The following is a 16,212-nucleotide window of genomic DNA, read 5'->3' on the forward strand; positions in this document are numbered from 1 at the left end:
GGTTAAAAATGAGTGAAGCAGGATTACAAGGTTTAAGAGATAAATTAGATAATATTGATAATGAACTACTTAAACTTATTAATGAAAGAATGAAAGTTGTTCATGAAGTTGGTGTAGTAAAAGCCCAAAGTGGAGGAGCAATTTATAGACCAGAAAGAGAAAAAGCTATTATTGATAGATTAGAGTCTTTAAATGATGGTATGCTAAATAGAGCTGCTATTGAAGCACTTTTCTTAGAGATTTTTGCAATTTCACGAAATTTAGAATTACCTGAAAATGTTGCATACTTAGGACCAGAAGGAAGCTTTACACATCAAGCTGCTGAAGCTAGATTTGGTGCTATGAGTTCATATGTATCAATCTCTTCAATAAAAGGTATTTTTAGAGAAGTTAATACAAAAAAAGCAAGATTTGGTGTAGTTCCTATTGAAAATTCTTCTAATGGAATTGTAACTGATACGATTAATTGTTTAAATAAATATAATTTAAAAATTATTGCAGAAGTTGTTTTAGATATTCATCATACACTTGCAAGTACTTGTGATAAAGTATCAGATATTAAAAAAATATATTCAAAAGATATTGCTTTTGAACAATGTAGAAAGTTTTTAACAAATTTTGGACTTGATGAAGTAGAATTAATACCAATTGAATCAACTACAAAAGCAGCAAAAATTGCAGCAACTGAAGCAGGAAGTGCTGCTATTTGTCCTCATGTTGGTGCAAAATTACATAATCTTCCAATTTTATTTGAAAATATTGAAGATAAAGACAATAATAAAACAAGATTCTTTATAATAAGTGATTTTGAAAATACACAATCAGGTAATGATAAAACATCAATTCTAGTAAGATTTAAAGATAGACAGGGTGCTTTAGTAGAATTTTTATCTGATTTTAATGAGTTAGAAATAAACCTAACAAAAATCAAATCACATATTGTAGAAGGTGATTCAATATTCTTTATTGATTTTGATGGTCACCAAGATGATGAAAATGTTAAAAGTGTATTAGATAAACATAGAGAAAAAGTGAAAGTTTTAGGCTCTTATGTAAAAGAAATAAACGATATTTAATAGAAATTAGTATTATAGGAAAACACAAATGGAATTTAATAAAGTATTAGACAATGTGACAATTTATGAAGCTGGTAAACCAATAGAATTAGTTGTTAGAGAATATGGAATCAATCCAAAAGATATTATTAAATTAGCTTCAAACGAGAATCCTTATGGAACATCTCCAAAAGTTACTGCTAAGATTAAAGAAATAGCACAGAATATGTTTGTATATCCTGATGATTCAATGTATGAATTAAAAGAAGCATTATCAAATAAATTTAATGTAGAAAGTTCAAATGTAATTATTGGTTCAGGAAGTGACCAAATATTAGAATTTTGTGTACATGCAAAATGTGATAAAGACTCAAAGATTTTAATGTCAAAAACTACTTTTGCAATGTATGAAATTTATGGAAAACAAACAGGTTCTACTATTATTAAAACTGTTGATGATGAGCATAATTTAGAACAATTTTCAGCTGAGTATAAAAAACATGGTGCTGATATAATTTTCTTATGTTTACCAAATAATCCATTAGGTGAATGTTTAGATAAAGAGGATGTATATGAGTTCTTAAAAACGGTTGATTCAAATACTTTAGTAGTAGTTGATGGTGCTTATCAAGAGTATGCAAGTTTTAAAGATGAAAAGAAAAAAATTGATGCAAAAGATTTAATATCTACTTTCCCTAATTGTATATATTTAGGAACATTTTCAAAAGCTTATGCATTAGGTGGAATGAGAGTTGGATATGGTATTGCACAAGAAGATATAATTAAAACTTTATACAAATTAAGAGCGCCTTTTAATATTACAACATTAACACTAGCTGCTGCTATTGAAGCACTAAAAGATGAAGAGTTTGTAAATACTTGTATTGCTAAAAACTTTGATGAAATGACAAGATATGAAGATTATGCTAAATCTAAAGGTTTTGATTATATCCCATCATATACAAACTTTATTACAATAAAATTTGGGAATAAATTCTCTTCTAAAGAAGTTGCACAAGAATTACTTCAAAGAGGAATTATTGTAAGAGATCTTACTGGATATGGTGTAAATGCGATTAGAATTACAATTGGTTCAAATGAACAAAATACTAAAGTATTTAAAATATTAGATGAAGTATTAGAAAAATTAAAATAAACTTTAAAGATGAAATAATGAATATAAAAGATAAATCACTTAAAGAATTAGAAGAAATATCAGAAGATATAAGAGAACGAATAATTGATGTCGTATCAAGAAAAGGTGGACACTTTTCTTCAACTTTAGGTGCTGTTGAATTAACAGTAGGTATGCACAATGTTTTTGATGCATATAGTGATCCTTTTATATTTGATGTTTCTCATCAGTGTTATCCTCATAAACTATTAACAGGTCGTTGGGAAGAGTTTGAAACTATTAGACAGTTTGGTGGATTAAGTGGATTTACAAAACCAAAAGAAAGCCCTGCTGATTATTTTGTAGCAGGACATAGTTCAACTTCTATTTCTTTAGCTGTAGGTGCTGCTAAAGCAATTGAGCTTAAAAAAGAGGATAGAGTACCAGTTGTTATGATTGGTGATGGTTCTATGACTGCTGGAATGGTTTATGAGGCTTTAAATGAACTAGGTGATTTAAAACTTCCTGTTGTAATCATTTTAAATGATAATGAAATGTCAATTGCTAAGCCAATTGGAGCAATTTCAAAACATCTTTCAAAACTTCTTGCTGGAAAACACTACCAAAACTTTAAAAGTAAAGTTGATACTTTTATTAAAAAAAATATGCCAGAAGGTACTACTTATATAGCTAAACGTATGGAAGAGGCTATGAAACTTATTACTCCTGGAATTTTATTTGAAGAGATGGGTATTGATTATATTGGTCCAATTGATGGACATAATATAGAGGAAGTTATAGAAACTTTAATCCTAGCAAAAGAGATGAAAAAACCTGTAATCGTTCATGCAAGAACAGTAAAAGGAAAAGGTTATAAAATTGCAGAAGGTCAACATGAACATTGGCATGGAGTTGGTCCTTTTAATGTAGAAAATGGTGCATTTGTTAAAAAAGCTGCTCCAAAATCAGCGACCGCTGTTTTTGCAGATGCACTATGCTCTCTTGCTTGCAAGTATGATAATATTGTAGGTGTTACAGCAGCAATGCCAAGTGGTACAGGTATAAATAAACTTATGGAGAAATTTCCAACAAGATTTTGGGATGTTGCAATTGCAGAACAACATGCAGTAACTTCAATGGCTGCAATGGCAAAAGAGGGTTTTAAACCTTTTATTACTATTTATTCTACTTTTTTACAAAGAGGATTTGATCAGATAATTCATGATGTATGTTTAATGAATCTGCCAGTAGTTTTTGCAATAGATAGAGCAGGAACAGTTGGAAATGATGGAGAAACACATCAAGGTGCATTTGATATTTCATATTTAAGATTTATTCCAAATATGATTTTATTTGCTCCAAGAGATAATGATACACTTGAAAATGCCTTAGAGTTTTCATATAAATTAACTTCACCTTGCGCTATTAGATATCCAAGAGGAGCTTTTGAAGAACTTGATTTTCCTTTAGTTCCTTTTGAATTAGGAAAGGCACAAGTTTTAAAAGAGGGTACTTCAAATAAATTATTTATTGGTTACGGTGCTGGTGTAGGACGTGCTGTTAATACTGAAAAACTTCATAATGAAGATATTGCTATTTTAGATTTAAGATTTGTTAAGCCTTTAGATAAAGAGACTTTAAAAGATTTAGCAAAAAAATATGATGATTGGTATATTTTCTCTGATTCACAAAAACAAGGTGGAGTAGGTAGTGCTATTTTAGAGTTTTTAAATGAAGACAAAGTTTGTGTTAAACTTACAAGTTTTGAATATGAAGATGATTTTATTGATCATGGTGATACAAAAAAAGTAGAAGAAAGTTTAGGTTTATTACCTGAACAATTAGTAAAAAGAGTAATATAAAATGAATGATAAATTAAACGAACTATTAAAAAATACTAATAAACAAGAGATATTAGATACTTATAAAAAGGCTTTAGAAAATAGTGATGAAGCACCTTTTTGGAAAGAAAAGATTGTACCTTTTGTAGATGCAATTTTATCAGTTTTAATTCCACTTAAAGAACAAAACCTTTTATTTACACCTGAGGGTAAAATTGTAAAAGATTTAGATTCAGAACTTTTTTATGCATGGACTGATTTGATTTCTTTAAGAACATTAGCCTTTACAATTGAACAAAGTAATCAATCAGGAACATTATTAAGAACTGAATATAAAGATGTTAATTATTCAAAAATTAACTTAGAAACACTAGGAACATACCTAAGTTCATTTAGAGTAAATCTTCAAGATGAAGATAATCTTGATTTTCCTGTTGCTAATTATAACTTACATATAGGAATGATTACGATTATGAAAACACTATTTTAAGATACAAAGATTTAAATAACTTTGTTATCTTAAAATATTTAATTAGAAATAGTGCTTGTAGTATTTGTAATAGTACTAGAAGCAGAATTTTTCACTGAACTTACATTAGAATCAATCCATGTATTTAATCCAACAAAAGCTGTTACTCCTACTATTACTAGTAAAAGAGTAACTATAACTCTATCCATTGCACCTTTTTGATTTCTTAGTCGTCTTTTAATAAAAGTAAACATTTTAAATCCTTTTAGTAACCTAATATTTCTCTTACTCTTTGCTCGTGAAGTTTTTTCTGGTTTTGACTTACTTTACTTTGATTATTTTCAATTAACTTATTTTTCTTTTCTTCATTTAAATTTTCTTTGTTTTTTTTCTTATCTTCATCAAAAGTAAAATCCATACTATTTAAGGCTTCAGTTTTTTCTTTAAACAATTCATTTTGATTGTTTGATGCAGGATTAACAATTTCTGGTGTTATAAAAAATACTAACTCACTTTTGCCTTCTCTAAATGATTTACTAGTAAATAAAAATCCAAGAATAGGGATATCACCCAAAAGTGGTATTTTCTCAATATCTTTTGCATTTTGACTATTTATTAATCCTCCAAGAACTATAGTGGATTTATTACCTACAACAACATTTGTTATAATTGATTTTTCACTAAAACTAGGAATACCATCAACTTGTCTTGACCAATCAATTTGGGTAGATTTTGTTGTTATATCTAAGTTGATATATTCATCATTTACTATATTTTGTGCTTTAATATCTAGTAATAATCCATAATTAATATCTCTAATTTGTGTTGAGGGAACACCTGTATCTGTTGTTGTTTGAACTTTTATATAAATTGTTCCTCCTGCATGAAACTTAGCATTTTTATTTTCTAAAGTTAAAAGTGTTGTCTCATCTAAAATATTTGCAACTCCCTTACTTTTTAAATAATTTAGTGTTAATCCTGAGTTGAAATATTTACCTAAATAATTAGCTGCACCAGTTAAACCTCCAGTTAATGAAACAGCACTTGCCATTAAGTTATCTATTGCACCATTTACTAAAGAGTTTCTTTGATTATTAGCAAGACTATTAATTTCATTACTTGTAATAGACCAACTTTTTGGAACAATTGAAGTATTTCCTGCTGAATCAGTTACTTCTTTATAATCTTTAACTGTATATCCAGCTCCATATTGGTTTAATGGTGCATTATAATATCCATCACTTGTTTTTACTTCCATATAGTTTTTGCTTGAAACAAACCAATTGTTTTTTAAATCTAGACCTTTATTATTATTAATTTCAACAGCATAAAGTTTTACTCTAATCATTTTATCTGGATTTTGTAATGTTAATAAATCAACTAAATCTTTATTAAGATCAATACCTGATTTACTAAATAAATCAAGAATTTTATTTTTTATTTTTTGATTTACTACTTTACCTTTTAATATTACCTTATTATTATTTTGTTGAATTTTAATATCTGGACTAATTGCTTTTGCAATTTCTATAATGCTTGATAAATTTTCACTCACATTAATATCAATATGTAAAGAAGTGAAATCTTGAAAAGTAATTAATATATTTGAATGACCTAGTTCTTTAGCAAAGATTTTTATTCCTTGCAATGGTTTGGCATTATTTTCTAGAAATTCAATTTCAATGTGTTCTTTATCACTAACTTTTACTTTCTTAATCATTTTATCAAACTCAATAATTTTGAAGGCACCTTTATTTATCGAAAAACTTTTATCAAAAATATTTGTTTGTGTTAGAGTATTTGCAAAACTAATATTTGTTAAGATTAAAAACGTAAATAATATTTTATATATAAAATTCATAATCGTCTCCTAATTAAGTGTTAGTGTTAAAGAACACTCTTGTTTAAATTCATTGTCTTCATTAAAAACTACAGTTTTTGCATGAATATTATTGCTTGAAACTGGTAAAAAACTATTTGTCAATGTTGCATAAATATGTATAATTACTTGGTAGTTTGATACAGATGTATCCTCTACACAAGTTAATGAATTTGGAGCAATAGTTGCTACAAAATCTCCTTTTATATTATTTAAGCCTGTAGTTATATCCGCATCTGATTTACCTAATGATACCATTCTTGCAGAATAATCTGCAAGTGCATCTGCATTGTCTTTTACTTTTATTGCATTTGAATAATCAATAATAAAAAATAAAAACCCTACAAATATTACAAATAATACCATCCATAGTAATATTTGGTCAACTACTGCATTTTTCATTTTTTAGCCAATCTTTTTTTTGCCTCTTCATAAGAGATTTTTTTTACAACGCTTGTATGGATAAAATTATTATCACAAGTTTTGTACCATTGTCCAACTACTTCAACATAAGGGATAATTGTGTTTTTATGTAAAATTCTTTTATATTTAGACTTTTTATCTGCTTGAGAACGTGCATAGAAATTATTAGAACTACCTACAATTAGTTTATCTTTAATTTCTGAACAAAGATTATTAGGTTCTAATGTTATATTTACATCTTTTCTTTTTGCATTTTTATTATCTTTACTAGCACCATTTTTTGAGTATTCAATTACAGCACTTCTTGAAATTGTTCTTGCTTTTGCTTCGTACCATTTATATGTATAAACTTTAGGTTTTATAACTTTTACTATTTTATCAATAGTTTTAGTTTTTACATCATCTGCTGTATTTTTAATAACTTCAACTTTACCATCTTTTACTTTTTCAATTACATCTTTTTTTACAGAAGCTTGATCAGAAGGTTCAATTTGAGCTGATTCTCTTGTTTTTACCATCCATAATTGATTACCTTTATTATAATCTTTAATCAATCTTAATAAAACATCTGGTTGAACATCAAGAATTAATTGATCTGATTTTACATCAACTACTTGTTCAACTTCTTTTTTATTTACAATTCTTCTTATTTTTTGTTTTGTAATTGTTTCGGATTCTGGTCTTCCATCTCTTAAAAAACCTAATATTTTTAAATTATTAGCAGCATATTCAACAGCATAATCATAAACTTTTCCTTTTATAATTGTACCTGTTGGTATTACTGAAATAATATTAATTAAATCACCTTGAACTAAAGAGTAATCGGGGTTATGAAAAAGTGCAAATTGCATATTGTAACTACTATGTTTAAAGTCTAATATTTTTGCTCTATTTTTTTCAATTTTGGTATTTAATTTTTGTTTTAAAAATATCTCATTTTTATATATTACTTCTTTTGTATATTTACCTAAAATCTCATTTTTTAATAATGGTTTATTTAAGATAAATTGTTTTGCAACTTGAGTTTTTGTTAAATGCTTTAATTCAATTAAAGTATTTCTTTTTAAATCTTCTTTTGCAATAAAGATAGTAATTAATTCATTCTTACTTTTTAATGTTTCTTTATTTTTTTTAAAAAAGTAAAACGCTGCTCCAACTGCTGAAAGTAGTAATGATGCTAAAATCAGTATTATTACTATTTGTTTATTTACATGCATATTTACTCGCATAATCTCTCCCCCTTGTGAATATTATAATCCAATTGTTAATGTTCCACCCATAACAGGAAAAACAATAAATGCGCCTAATGCAGGCAAAACAAATAGAAAAATTATTAGCATTAAATACATATTTAATGTATTAACTTTTCCTTTTATTTGATAGAACTTCGCTTGTCTCATTTCATCAGATTGCATTGCAAAAATATTTTTTACACCAATTCCTGTTTCCTCACTTAATATTAAAAAGTCAACGATTTTATCAAGCTCTCTACTATCAACTCTTTGTTTTAAATTTTCATAAGCTACTTTTGTAGAATAATTAGTCATTTCATACTCTAAGATACTAATTTCTCTTAATAACTCATCATCAATAATTCCCTTAGCTCTTTTAGAAACTTCCATAAATGAATTTTTTAAACTTCCACCTGCTTCAAGAATTACATTTACCAAGTCAAGAAAAATACCAAGATCTCTATCAATTTTCTCAATTCTTTCACTTTTAGCAATACTTATATATATTTTACCACCAAAAATGATACATAATACACCAATTGCACCTGCAATAATACCAATACTTAATGGTGCAAACATTGGAATTACAATCATTATAATTAATCCAATAAGTGAAAATAATAACCTAGCTTCCGTATATTCTTTATATGTAATACCTGCTTGTATTAATTGTAAAGTTAAATTATCATTTCGCTTAGTTTTATTTTGCTCTTCAATAATTGCTTTATTATCTAGTTTTGACAGTAATATGATATTTTGTTGGTGTCTTCTTCTATCCATATATATTAGTAGTGTTACAATTAATATACATAATAAAATTGGTCCAACAATAAGTAATAAAAGTTCTTTTTCCATCATTTTATCTTTGTTAATAAACTATTTATAAATAAGCCAAAGGCAACCCAAACAATTATAAAAAATAATTGAATTTTTCCTATTTCACTACCAAAGAAATGCGCATTTAATGAATTATCTAATGCATTGTTCATCATAATATAAGTAAAAAAGATAATAGCAATTATCATATATGTTCCAACTTTTATCTCTTTTGTTGATGAAGTAATTTCTTGTTTGATTTCTCCTTGATCATGTAATGTTTTTCTTAATTTTTCTAATGTATTTGAAAACTTACCACCTGATTTTCTACCTATTGAAATTACTAGATAAAAAATTCTTAACTCTTTTGATTCTATTAGTTTAAACATTTTTTCAAAACATTTATCTTCACCAATTACTGCTTTTTCATTTACATAAATTGAGAAAACTTTTTTTGTTAGTTCTGATTTTGAAGTAGCAATAGATTTTTTTAATGCTTGTTCAAAACCTACACCACTTTTCATCATACTTGTTACCTTATCTATTATCTCTTTTAGACTAAAGTTAAACTCTTCTTCTCTTACTTTTACAATTTTATGTAAAACTAAATATGGAAATGATGAGAAAATTATTGTAGTACATGCAAAAATTAGCTTTGATCCTGCAAGAAAATAAATAAAGAAACTAGTTAATAATCCAAATCCTAAGCAAATAGCTAAAAATACATATTCAACACCTTTCATTGAATATCCTGCAAAGGCTAGTTTTTTAACTAATGGATTTATATCATCTGTATTAATATTTGTATTTTTTTTCTTATCTAAAATTTTACTATTTGTATTAATTAAAGTATTAATAATAATTTTTTGATTATTCATTTTTATATAAAAAATAAATAAATAAAAACTAAAAGATATTAATAACATTGGTATAACAATAATAAAAAATAGAAATAGATCATCCATAACTAAACCTTATTCATTTTTTGAAAGTGTGGCCATTTATGAAATAGTTGAGGATCTTTATCTAAGAAATCATTTAGATATTTATCTTTCCAACCACACATAACAGAAGGTAAATCTTGTTCTAAAGCTTCAATAAGCATTGATTTTGGCATATCAAAATTTGGATCAAATACTCTTTTATCAATTTCAACACCAAACATATTCATTTGATCAACTGTTCTTGATGGAGTTGATAAAACTTGAAATTCACCTTTTGTTTTTTTCATATCAGAAGTATCTCTTTTAAATTCAAAAATATTATTTAAAGATACAACACCATTATCTTCAATTCTTTTTTCAATTTCTGAAATTGTAATAAGTTTTCTTGTTCCATCTGGAAATCTAACAAGTTGAATAATAATATCAATAGCAGATACCATTTGTGTTCTAATAAAGTTAATATTAGCACTAGGTCTTGCTTCTAGATACATATTTTCAATTCTTACAAGTGCTTCTTTTGTATTATCAGCATGAACTGTTGTCATTGAACCTGGATGTCCTGTATTCATAGCATTTAGCATTACAACAATTTCAGGACCTCTACACTCACCAACAATAATTCTTCTTGGACTTGATCTTAGTGCTGAACGAAGTAAGAAGTCAAGTGTAATTGCACCTTTTCCTTCTTCATTTGCCATTCTTGCTTCATAAGATCTAATAGAGTGACATGGCATTTGAGGTTGCATCTCTTTTGTATCTTCAATTACCATTAATTGTTCATTACCATCAACAAATCTAGTAACTGCATTTAAGAATGTAGTTTTACCACTTGATGTACCACCTGATACAATAATATTACATTTTCCTTTGGCTGCTTTTACTAAGAAATATGCCATTTTATAATCCATTTGACCTGAATCTATAAGCATTTCTAGTAATAATGGTATTTCATTAAATTTTCTAATAGTAACACAAGAACCGTCATTTGCAGCAATTGGAGGAATTTGAACTTCAACTCTTGAACCATCATTTAATTTACTTGAGATAATTGGATGCGCTTCATCAATTTTTCTATTATTTTCAGCAAGCATTCTATCAATAACTTTTCTTAGTTCTTCTTCACTTCTAAATGTAAAAGGTGTTTGTACAGTTTTCCCTCTATAAATAATATCAATATAATCTTTTGTATTTATAATAACATCATTTAAACCATCTTTTGCTCTTGTAAAAATAGTAGAGATATGACCATATCCAATAATATTATTTATAATCATCTCTTTTATATCATCTAATGTTTCTCTATGTAAGTTTCTTGTTTCATTAAATGATGATATAAATTCAGGTAATACTTCTTCTAAAGAGTCTAATGTAAGCTTTTTATCTGATTTTAAATTCATCATAAAATTATCATTTATTTTTAAAGCTAATTCATATAATACTTTATCTATATATAATTCTGGAAATGTAATTTCAGTACTAACAGAAACATTTCTTTTAACTTTATTTATTTTTTCTTTAACTGTTTCCTCAAGAACTTCTTCAGAATTTTCATCTATAATTAAATCTGATTTTGAAGTATTATCTTCTTGATCTTCAATTAAAGCTCTTAAACTTCTCATTATTTACCCTTTTTAAAGATTGAAGCAAACCAACCTTTACTCTTTGAAGAGTCTTTACCTTTATTGTAAAAACCTTTATCTTTTAATATTGAATCTAACTTTTTAATAAAAAGAGAATCTTGTGCTTTTTCTGATGCTAATTCGCAGTAATTCCAACATTTTCCTAAACTTTTATAATCATTTGGAATTTTGAAACTATCAAATTGTTCTTTATCTTCATTTGTCATATTTAAAATTGAAGTAACATCACTTACTGAAATTGCACTTTGTGAATCATATACAGAAAGTGCATTTTGTGAATCATATCTATTAACAATAAATGAGATTTTATCTTTTAATCCAGCTCTTTTCATTAGTGAATAAAATGTTTTTAGCTTTGAAATATGAGGAAGAGTCATTTCTGTTACAAGCCATAGTTCATTTACTACATCATATATTGTTGATTTTAAGTTTGAAGCATCTGAAATACCTATATCAATAATAATAAAATTAAAATCATCACTTGCTGCTGAAATATACTCTAATAACTTTTCAATAAAAATATCTTTTTCTAAAAATTCTTTATCTATATGTTTTTGAATTCCCGTAATACAATAAAAATTCTCGCTTTTTTTAATCAAACCATGTTCAAGATTCTTTTCAATATTAAATTCATTTGTATTAATTAAGTCAATAATAGTTTTTTCAGGTAGTGGATTTTTTTCTAAAAATAGATTACTAATTGCTTTTGTTGTTGCTAAATCAATATATAAAATATTTTTATTAGGTAAATTTGTTGCTAATAAGTCAGCCATATTCATAGCAATTGTTGTAGTTCCAATTCCTCCTGAAATACCATTTATACCAATTATTTTATTTCCAAATTTATTTTTTTGCATTAAGTTATTTCTAGTATTAATAATAATAGATTTAATATCTTCTGCTCTAAATTCATTTATTGGAATATAGTTTTGAATTCCTAATCTTCCACAATACATTGATGTATGGTGATCATTTGGTCCAATAACTATAATTAATTCATTTAAATATTTAATATATTTTTCTTGTGATTCAATTTTTTCTTGATCATTTATTAAATATATAATTATATGTTTTGTATCTTTTGATTTTATTTCATGAGAGTATTTTTTTATTGATGTACCCATACTAATTTCAACATTAAATAGGCCTTCTAATCCTGATTTCATATTTTTTGCAAACATTGCTAAATCTTCATCATGAATTAGATATATATTAAATGATATATCATTACCCATAAGTTTTCTTTTTAGCTCTCTTTGCTTTTCTAAGTGTTTATTTATTTTTAGTAATAATTTATGTAAGATTGGATTAGATTTAATTTTTTTATAAATAAGAATATATCCAAATATTATATTTTTTCTTTTTAATAATATTTTATATTTTTTTAGTTCACCACTTGGTGCATCAATTTTTTTCCCATTTTTATCAATAGAGAACTCATAAAAAAAATCATTATATTCATAATCATATGTATAATACGATATGTAGGGCATATTAGCTAGATCTGTAAATAATTCAAGCATTTCAAAGATTTGCTCACTTACCGAGGCTTTTTCTTTTATAATTTCTTGTTTTTCCTGAAAAGTATCTATTTTCATTGTCCTATCCTCGTGTATTAGTTTTATTCAACTAATTTAATTTCTTCTGTTTTTGCTGATACAACTTCTGTAATAAGTTGAATATATCTATTTCCTGGACTTGTTGTTGTTTCCATATCATAACCAGTTATTTTTAATCTTACAATACCATTTGCAATTCCACCTGTATCTAATGTAATAAAGTCCATTTCAATTGGTAAATTTTGTCCACTATTTCCAATAATATCATAAATACCAGAAGATAAGTGATTTATTTGTGTTCCCCAACTTGAAGTTGTATTTCCAAGATATGTTCCAATTAAAGATATTGGTGAATCAGTTTTCCCATCTTCAAAATCTATACTTTGCCCACTATTATAAATATTATCTAATTCTCTTGCATAATCACGAAATTCGCTCTCTCCATGTGTTGTACAACCAGATGAACTTGCATTACAATTATCAACATCAAAACCAAGATCAGAAAAATCAAATTTATTACTTAATATAAAATTACAATCACAATCACTATTTGTAAGTATTGGATAAAAAGTATCTTTATCAGAATATTGCCAACCTGCTGTTAATGAATAATTAAAACCAAGTGCATCACCAATAGCAAAATTGCTATCATTTATTGCAAATGGAGCAATTCCTGCTGAGTATGAGGAAGTTGGTTCTCCTGAATCAATAGTAGTAATAGTAGCAATTGATTGTACATTTAAAGAAAAAGAGTTTAATCCAAAAAGTTTGAACCAAAAAGTGCTTTCTTCATAGTTTGAAATATTAGCAGTTACAGTATTAGGTTGGGATATAAAATCCCAAGTATAAACAATACTAGATGAAATTTCATTTCCTAAATTTGTTTGAGTAAGCATATTGTCGTAGATATTTTCTGCAGAATCTGTATTTTGTTCAACATTTACATAATATTTTGCTAATGTTAAAACTGCATTGTCAGTAATTTTTTTTAAGTTATAATATTTGTCTCTTGCTTTCATATTATCACTTATAGTTGCACCTATACCAACTAAAGCAACAAAAAGAAAAAGTATTAGTAAGATTTGATCTATGATTGCCTTTTTCATAATTTTACCTTTAAAATTTAAATGGATAAAATTTAAATAAAGTCAAAACATCAACAATAATGGCTGATAGAAACATGACTGGCACCATTGGAGCAATCTTTCTTTTTTTTATTTTTTGAATAAATAAAAGAGTAATTGTTTGTAATAGTCCTGTTACAACTAAAAAAAGTGCAAAAGGTTCAACTCCTAAATATAAAGCAACAATCATCATGTACTTTATATCTCCACCACCTAAAATAATATGCCTATTTATTAGTAATAATACAATAAAAAAAAGTAATACAATAAAACAGAGTATTATAGAACTCATATATATATTCGAGTTTAAGAAACCAAAAACTATCATCATAACTGACATAGCAATAACAATATCATTTGGTACTAAAAACTTTCTGTAATCTGTATATGATAACAGTAAAGAAAATATATAAAATATTATTGTAAACATTTAAACTTTTTTTAATTATTATAAGAAAATGCAGTTTTAAAAGACCACATTTCCTTATATCCTAATAACAATTATTAGTTCACGTTTGCGATTGCACCAGTTGCAGAATTTTTAACAGTATTTACTTCTGTGTTAACCCATGAACTTAGTCCAACAACTGCACCAACACCAACAATAACTAATAATAAAGTTACAATAATTTTATCCATTGCACCTTTGTCACTTTTTAATCTTCTTTTAATAAAATCAAACATTTCATCATCCTTATGTAATTAAAATAAATAATTGAGTTTAATATGAAGACAAAAGAATTACTATCTTAGTACCTACATAAAAACTCGAAGTTTTAGGTCTTTTGACTACCCTGTTAAGTTAGACTTAAGAGTAGCCTTTATTTGAAATTTTGACACACATTAACTTTACTAAGCCTTAATAATTTTTATTAGGGCTTAAAAATAATTCAAGCTTTTCAACACATAATCCCATTGCAGTTGATTCAAAACCTATAACATTTTTTATATATGGTTTACAAAAACCTTCAACCATAATTGCACCTGCTTTCCCTTTGTATAAACCAGAATTTAGGTATTCTTCTTGATGTTGGTCAATGAATTTTGAGAATTCATAAGTAGTTATTGATATATCAATTACCTCTTTATCTTTACTTTTATAAATCATACAAGTGATAACTGATGTTTTATTATTGCTTTGTAAATCAAGCATTCTTTTTGCATCATTTATATCTTTTGCTTTTCTTAAAAGTTCACCATTTGCAGTAACCACACTATCTGCAACTAATAGTGGCATATCTTGGACACCATATTTTTCATAAAGCTCTTTATACTTTCCTAAAGTAGCCTGATATACAAATGATTTTGGGTTAGTTGTTTTTATTGAATCTTCATCAAAGTTACCACCATTTTGTATAAAATCGATGTTGTTATTTTTAAGTATTAGCGCCCGTGTAGGAGAGTTTGAACCTAGTCTTATCACAATTAGCCTTTTTATTTTGGCTAATTGTAGTATTTTTTTTGTTAAATTCTAAAAATTATTTTATTCCTAGTTCATATTTTACTTGTGCATTGTTACTTAGGTGCGTATAGTATGAATTTATTAAACTATTTTTAGCTTGAGTGTATTCAAGTTTTGCATCATTTACTTCTAATAAGTCATTTAATCCAGCTTTATATCTTTCATTTGCTAGGTTAAGATTTTTTATTGATAAGTCTAAACTCAAAAGACCTATTTTAATACTATCAAAACTTTGTTTCATATTAAAATATGCATTCGTTATATCTTGTGTAATTTGTAATTTTGTTTGTTCTAGTTGTTTATTTGTAGAACTTAAATTTGATATTGCTATTTTTTTATCTTTTGATGTTGAAAGGCCTGTAAATAAATTCCATTTAAGATTTAACATAATTGCTGTTTGAGATGTTTCTAGTGAACTTATATCATCAGAGTTTTTATCAGTATATGAAGCACTAGCATCAAGTGTTGGATAATATTGTGATTTAACATTTTTTATATTTGCTTTATTTGTTTTTATTAACTCTTGGTATTTTTTAATTTCAGCTCTTTGTTTTAATGCTAAGTTTATTAACTCTTCTAGATTATCATATTTTAAAGTAGTGTTTTTTGCTAAGTTTTTTATATCTTTATTTTGTGATTTTATATCAATTTGTT

At 26.2% G+C, this 16,212-nt stretch carries 17 protein-coding genes; 4 read left to right on the forward strand and 13 right to left on the reverse strand.

What is annotated here, in order from left to right; translation table 11 throughout:
• Nucleotides 1-8 precede the first annotated feature (8 nt).
• The 4 genes from pheA to ACERKK_RS01855 are packed head-to-tail and all read left to right on the forward strand — an operon-like array spanning nt 9 to nt 4,500.
• Nucleotides 9-1,076: a chorismate mutase gene (gene pheA, locus ACERKK_RS01840; RefSeq protein WP_373771368.1), complete on the forward strand. Its 1,068-nt coding sequence runs from the start codon at nt 9-11 to the stop codon at nt 1,074-1,076.
• Between the two features lie 28 nt (nt 1,077-1,104).
• Nucleotides 1,105-2,211, forward strand: coding sequence for a histidinol-phosphate transaminase (gene hisC, locus ACERKK_RS01845; protein WP_373771369.1), 1,107 nt, complete (start codon nt 1,105-1,107; stop codon nt 2,209-2,211).
• Nucleotides 2,212-2,228: 17 nt separating this feature from the next.
• Nucleotides 2,229-4,031 carry a 1-deoxy-D-xylulose-5-phosphate synthase gene (dxs, locus tag ACERKK_RS01850; RefSeq protein WP_373771370.1) on the forward strand — a complete coding sequence of 601 codons (1,803 nt, stop codon included), beginning with the start codon at nt 2,229-2,231 and terminating at the stop codon, nt 4,029-4,031.
• 1 nt (nt 4,032) lies between these two features.
• Entirely contained in the window at nt 4,033-4,500 is a 468-nt protein-coding gene (locus ACERKK_RS01855) for a hypothetical protein (protein ID WP_373771371.1), read from the forward strand.
• A 38-nt stretch (nt 4,501-4,538) separates the two neighbouring features.
• On the opposite strand, the gene ACERKK_RS01860 is transcribed toward ACERKK_RS01855, so the two are convergent.
• The 13 genes from ACERKK_RS01860 to ACERKK_RS01920 form a co-directional block, all read right to left on the reverse strand.
• On the reverse strand, nt 4,539-4,733 hold the full coding sequence (locus tag ACERKK_RS01860) for a hypothetical protein (protein ID WP_373771372.1): 195 nt from the start codon (nt 4,731-4,733) through the stop codon (nt 4,539-4,541).
• Between the two features lie 11 nt (nt 4,734-4,744).
• Entirely contained in the window at nt 4,745-6,340 is a 1,596-nt protein-coding gene (locus ACERKK_RS01865; RefSeq protein WP_373771373.1) for a hypothetical protein, read from the reverse strand.
• A gap of 9 nt (nt 6,341-6,349) precedes the next feature.
• The gene (locus tag ACERKK_RS01870) at nt 6,350-6,760 is read right to left on the reverse strand and encodes a TadE/TadG family type IV pilus assembly protein (protein WP_373771374.1); all 411 of its coding nucleotides are present in this window, start codon (nt 6,758-6,760) and stop codon (nt 6,350-6,352) included.
• A complete protein-coding gene (locus ACERKK_RS01875; RefSeq protein WP_373771375.1) occupies nt 6,757-8,010 on the reverse strand; it encodes a hypothetical protein in 1,254 nt (417 codons plus the stop codon). Before ACERKK_RS01875 ends, ACERKK_RS01870 begins: the two co-directional genes overlap by 4 nt.
• A gap of 21 nt (nt 8,011-8,031) precedes the next feature.
• Nucleotides 8,032-8,868 (reverse strand): type II secretion system F family protein, encoded by an 837-nt coding sequence (locus ACERKK_RS01880; RefSeq protein ID WP_373771376.1) that lies wholly within the window; start codon nt 8,866-8,868, stop codon nt 8,032-8,034.
• Complete coding sequence (locus ACERKK_RS01885) at nt 8,868-9,794, reverse strand: type II secretion system F family protein (RefSeq protein WP_373771377.1); 927 nt, start codon at nt 9,792-9,794, stop codon at nt 8,868-8,870. Before ACERKK_RS01885 ends, ACERKK_RS01880 begins: the two co-directional genes overlap by 1 nt.
• A 2-nt stretch (nt 9,795-9,796) precedes the next feature.
• On the reverse strand, nt 9,797-11,392 hold the full coding sequence (locus ACERKK_RS01890) for a CpaF family protein (protein WP_373771378.1): 1,596 nt from the start codon (nt 11,390-11,392) through the stop codon (nt 9,797-9,799).
• Entirely contained in the window at nt 11,392-13,011 is a 1,620-nt protein-coding gene (locus ACERKK_RS01895; RefSeq protein WP_373771379.1) for an AAA family ATPase, read from the reverse strand. The genes ACERKK_RS01890 and ACERKK_RS01895 overlap by 1 nt, the downstream gene beginning before the upstream one ends.
• 23 nt (nt 13,012-13,034) lie before the next feature.
• Nucleotides 13,035-14,078 carry a hypothetical protein gene (locus ACERKK_RS01900; RefSeq protein ID WP_373771380.1) on the reverse strand — a complete coding sequence of 348 codons (1,044 nt, stop codon included), beginning with the start codon at nt 14,076-14,078 and terminating at the stop codon, nt 13,035-13,037.
• Nucleotides 14,079-14,088: 10 nt separating this feature from the next.
• A complete protein-coding gene (locus tag ACERKK_RS01905; RefSeq protein ID WP_373771381.1) occupies nt 14,089-14,526 on the reverse strand; it encodes a prepilin peptidase in 438 nt (145 codons plus the stop codon).
• A 74-nt stretch (nt 14,527-14,600) separates the two neighbouring features.
• On the reverse strand, nt 14,601-14,780 hold the full coding sequence (locus ACERKK_RS01910) for a hypothetical protein (RefSeq protein ID WP_373771382.1): 180 nt from the start codon (nt 14,778-14,780) through the stop codon (nt 14,601-14,603).
• A gap of 175 nt (nt 14,781-14,955) precedes the next feature.
• Nucleotides 14,956-15,519 (reverse strand): septum formation inhibitor Maf, encoded by a 564-nt coding sequence (gene maf, locus ACERKK_RS01915; protein WP_373771383.1) that lies wholly within the window; start codon nt 15,517-15,519, stop codon nt 14,956-14,958.
• Nucleotides 15,520-15,574: 55 nt separating this feature from the next.
• Nucleotides 15,575-16,212: TolC family protein (locus ACERKK_RS01920; protein ID WP_373771384.1), on the reverse strand; the 638-nt coding region annotated here is incomplete at its 5' end.

The sequence above is a fragment of the Poseidonibacter sp. genome, assembly GCF_041821165.1.
Taxonomy (GTDB): domain Bacteria; phylum Campylobacterota; class Campylobacteria; order Campylobacterales; family Arcobacteraceae; genus Poseidonibacter.

What these genes read in the sequence shown, in the direction of transcription:
- pheA (WP_373771368.1), top strand. Translation starts at nt 9, where the DNA reads ATGAGTGAAGCAGGATTACAAGGTTTAAGAGATAAATTAGATAATATT.
- hisC (WP_373771369.1), top strand. Translation starts at nt 1,105, where the DNA reads ATGGAATTTAATAAAGTATTAGACAATGTGACAATTTATGAAGCTGGT.
- dxs (WP_373771370.1), top strand. Translation starts at nt 2,229, where the DNA reads ATGAATATAAAAGATAAATCACTTAAAGAATTAGAAGAAATATCAGAA.
- ACERKK_RS01855 (WP_373771371.1), top strand. Translation starts at nt 4,033, where the DNA reads ATGAATGATAAATTAAACGAACTATTAAAAAATACTAATAAACAAGAG.
- ACERKK_RS01860 (WP_373771372.1), bottom strand. Translation starts at nt 4,733, where the DNA reads ATGTTTACTTTTATTAAAAGACGACTAAGAAATCAAAAAGGTGCAATG.
- ACERKK_RS01865 (WP_373771373.1), bottom strand. Translation starts at nt 6,340, where the DNA reads ATGAATTTTATATATAAAATATTATTTACGTTTTTAATCTTAACAAAT.
- ACERKK_RS01870 (WP_373771374.1), bottom strand. Translation starts at nt 6,760, where the DNA reads ATGAAAAATGCAGTAGTTGACCAAATATTACTATGGATGGTATTATTT.
- ACERKK_RS01875 (WP_373771375.1), bottom strand. Translation starts at nt 8,010, where the DNA reads ATGCGAGTAAATATGCATGTAAATAAACAAATAGTAATAATACTGATT.
- ACERKK_RS01880 (WP_373771376.1), bottom strand. Translation starts at nt 8,868, where the DNA reads ATGGAAAAAGAACTTTTATTACTTATTGTTGGACCAATTTTATTATGT.
- ACERKK_RS01885 (WP_373771377.1), bottom strand. Translation starts at nt 9,794, where the DNA reads ATGGATGATCTATTTCTATTTTTTATTATTGTTATACCAATGTTATTA.
- ACERKK_RS01890 (WP_373771378.1), bottom strand. Translation starts at nt 11,392, where the DNA reads ATGAGAAGTTTAAGAGCTTTAATTGAAGATCAAGAAGATAATACTTCA.
- ACERKK_RS01895 (WP_373771379.1), bottom strand. Translation starts at nt 13,011, where the DNA reads ATGAAAATAGATACTTTTCAGGAAAAACAAGAAATTATAAAAGAAAAA.
- ACERKK_RS01900 (WP_373771380.1), bottom strand. Translation starts at nt 14,078, where the DNA reads ATGAAAAAGGCAATCATAGATCAAATCTTACTAATACTTTTTCTTTTT.
- ACERKK_RS01905 (WP_373771381.1), bottom strand. Translation starts at nt 14,526, where the DNA reads ATGTTTACAATAATATTTTATATATTTTCTTTACTGTTATCATATACA.
- ACERKK_RS01910 (WP_373771382.1), bottom strand. Translation starts at nt 14,780, where the DNA reads ATGTTTGATTTTATTAAAAGAAGATTAAAAAGTGACAAAGGTGCAATG.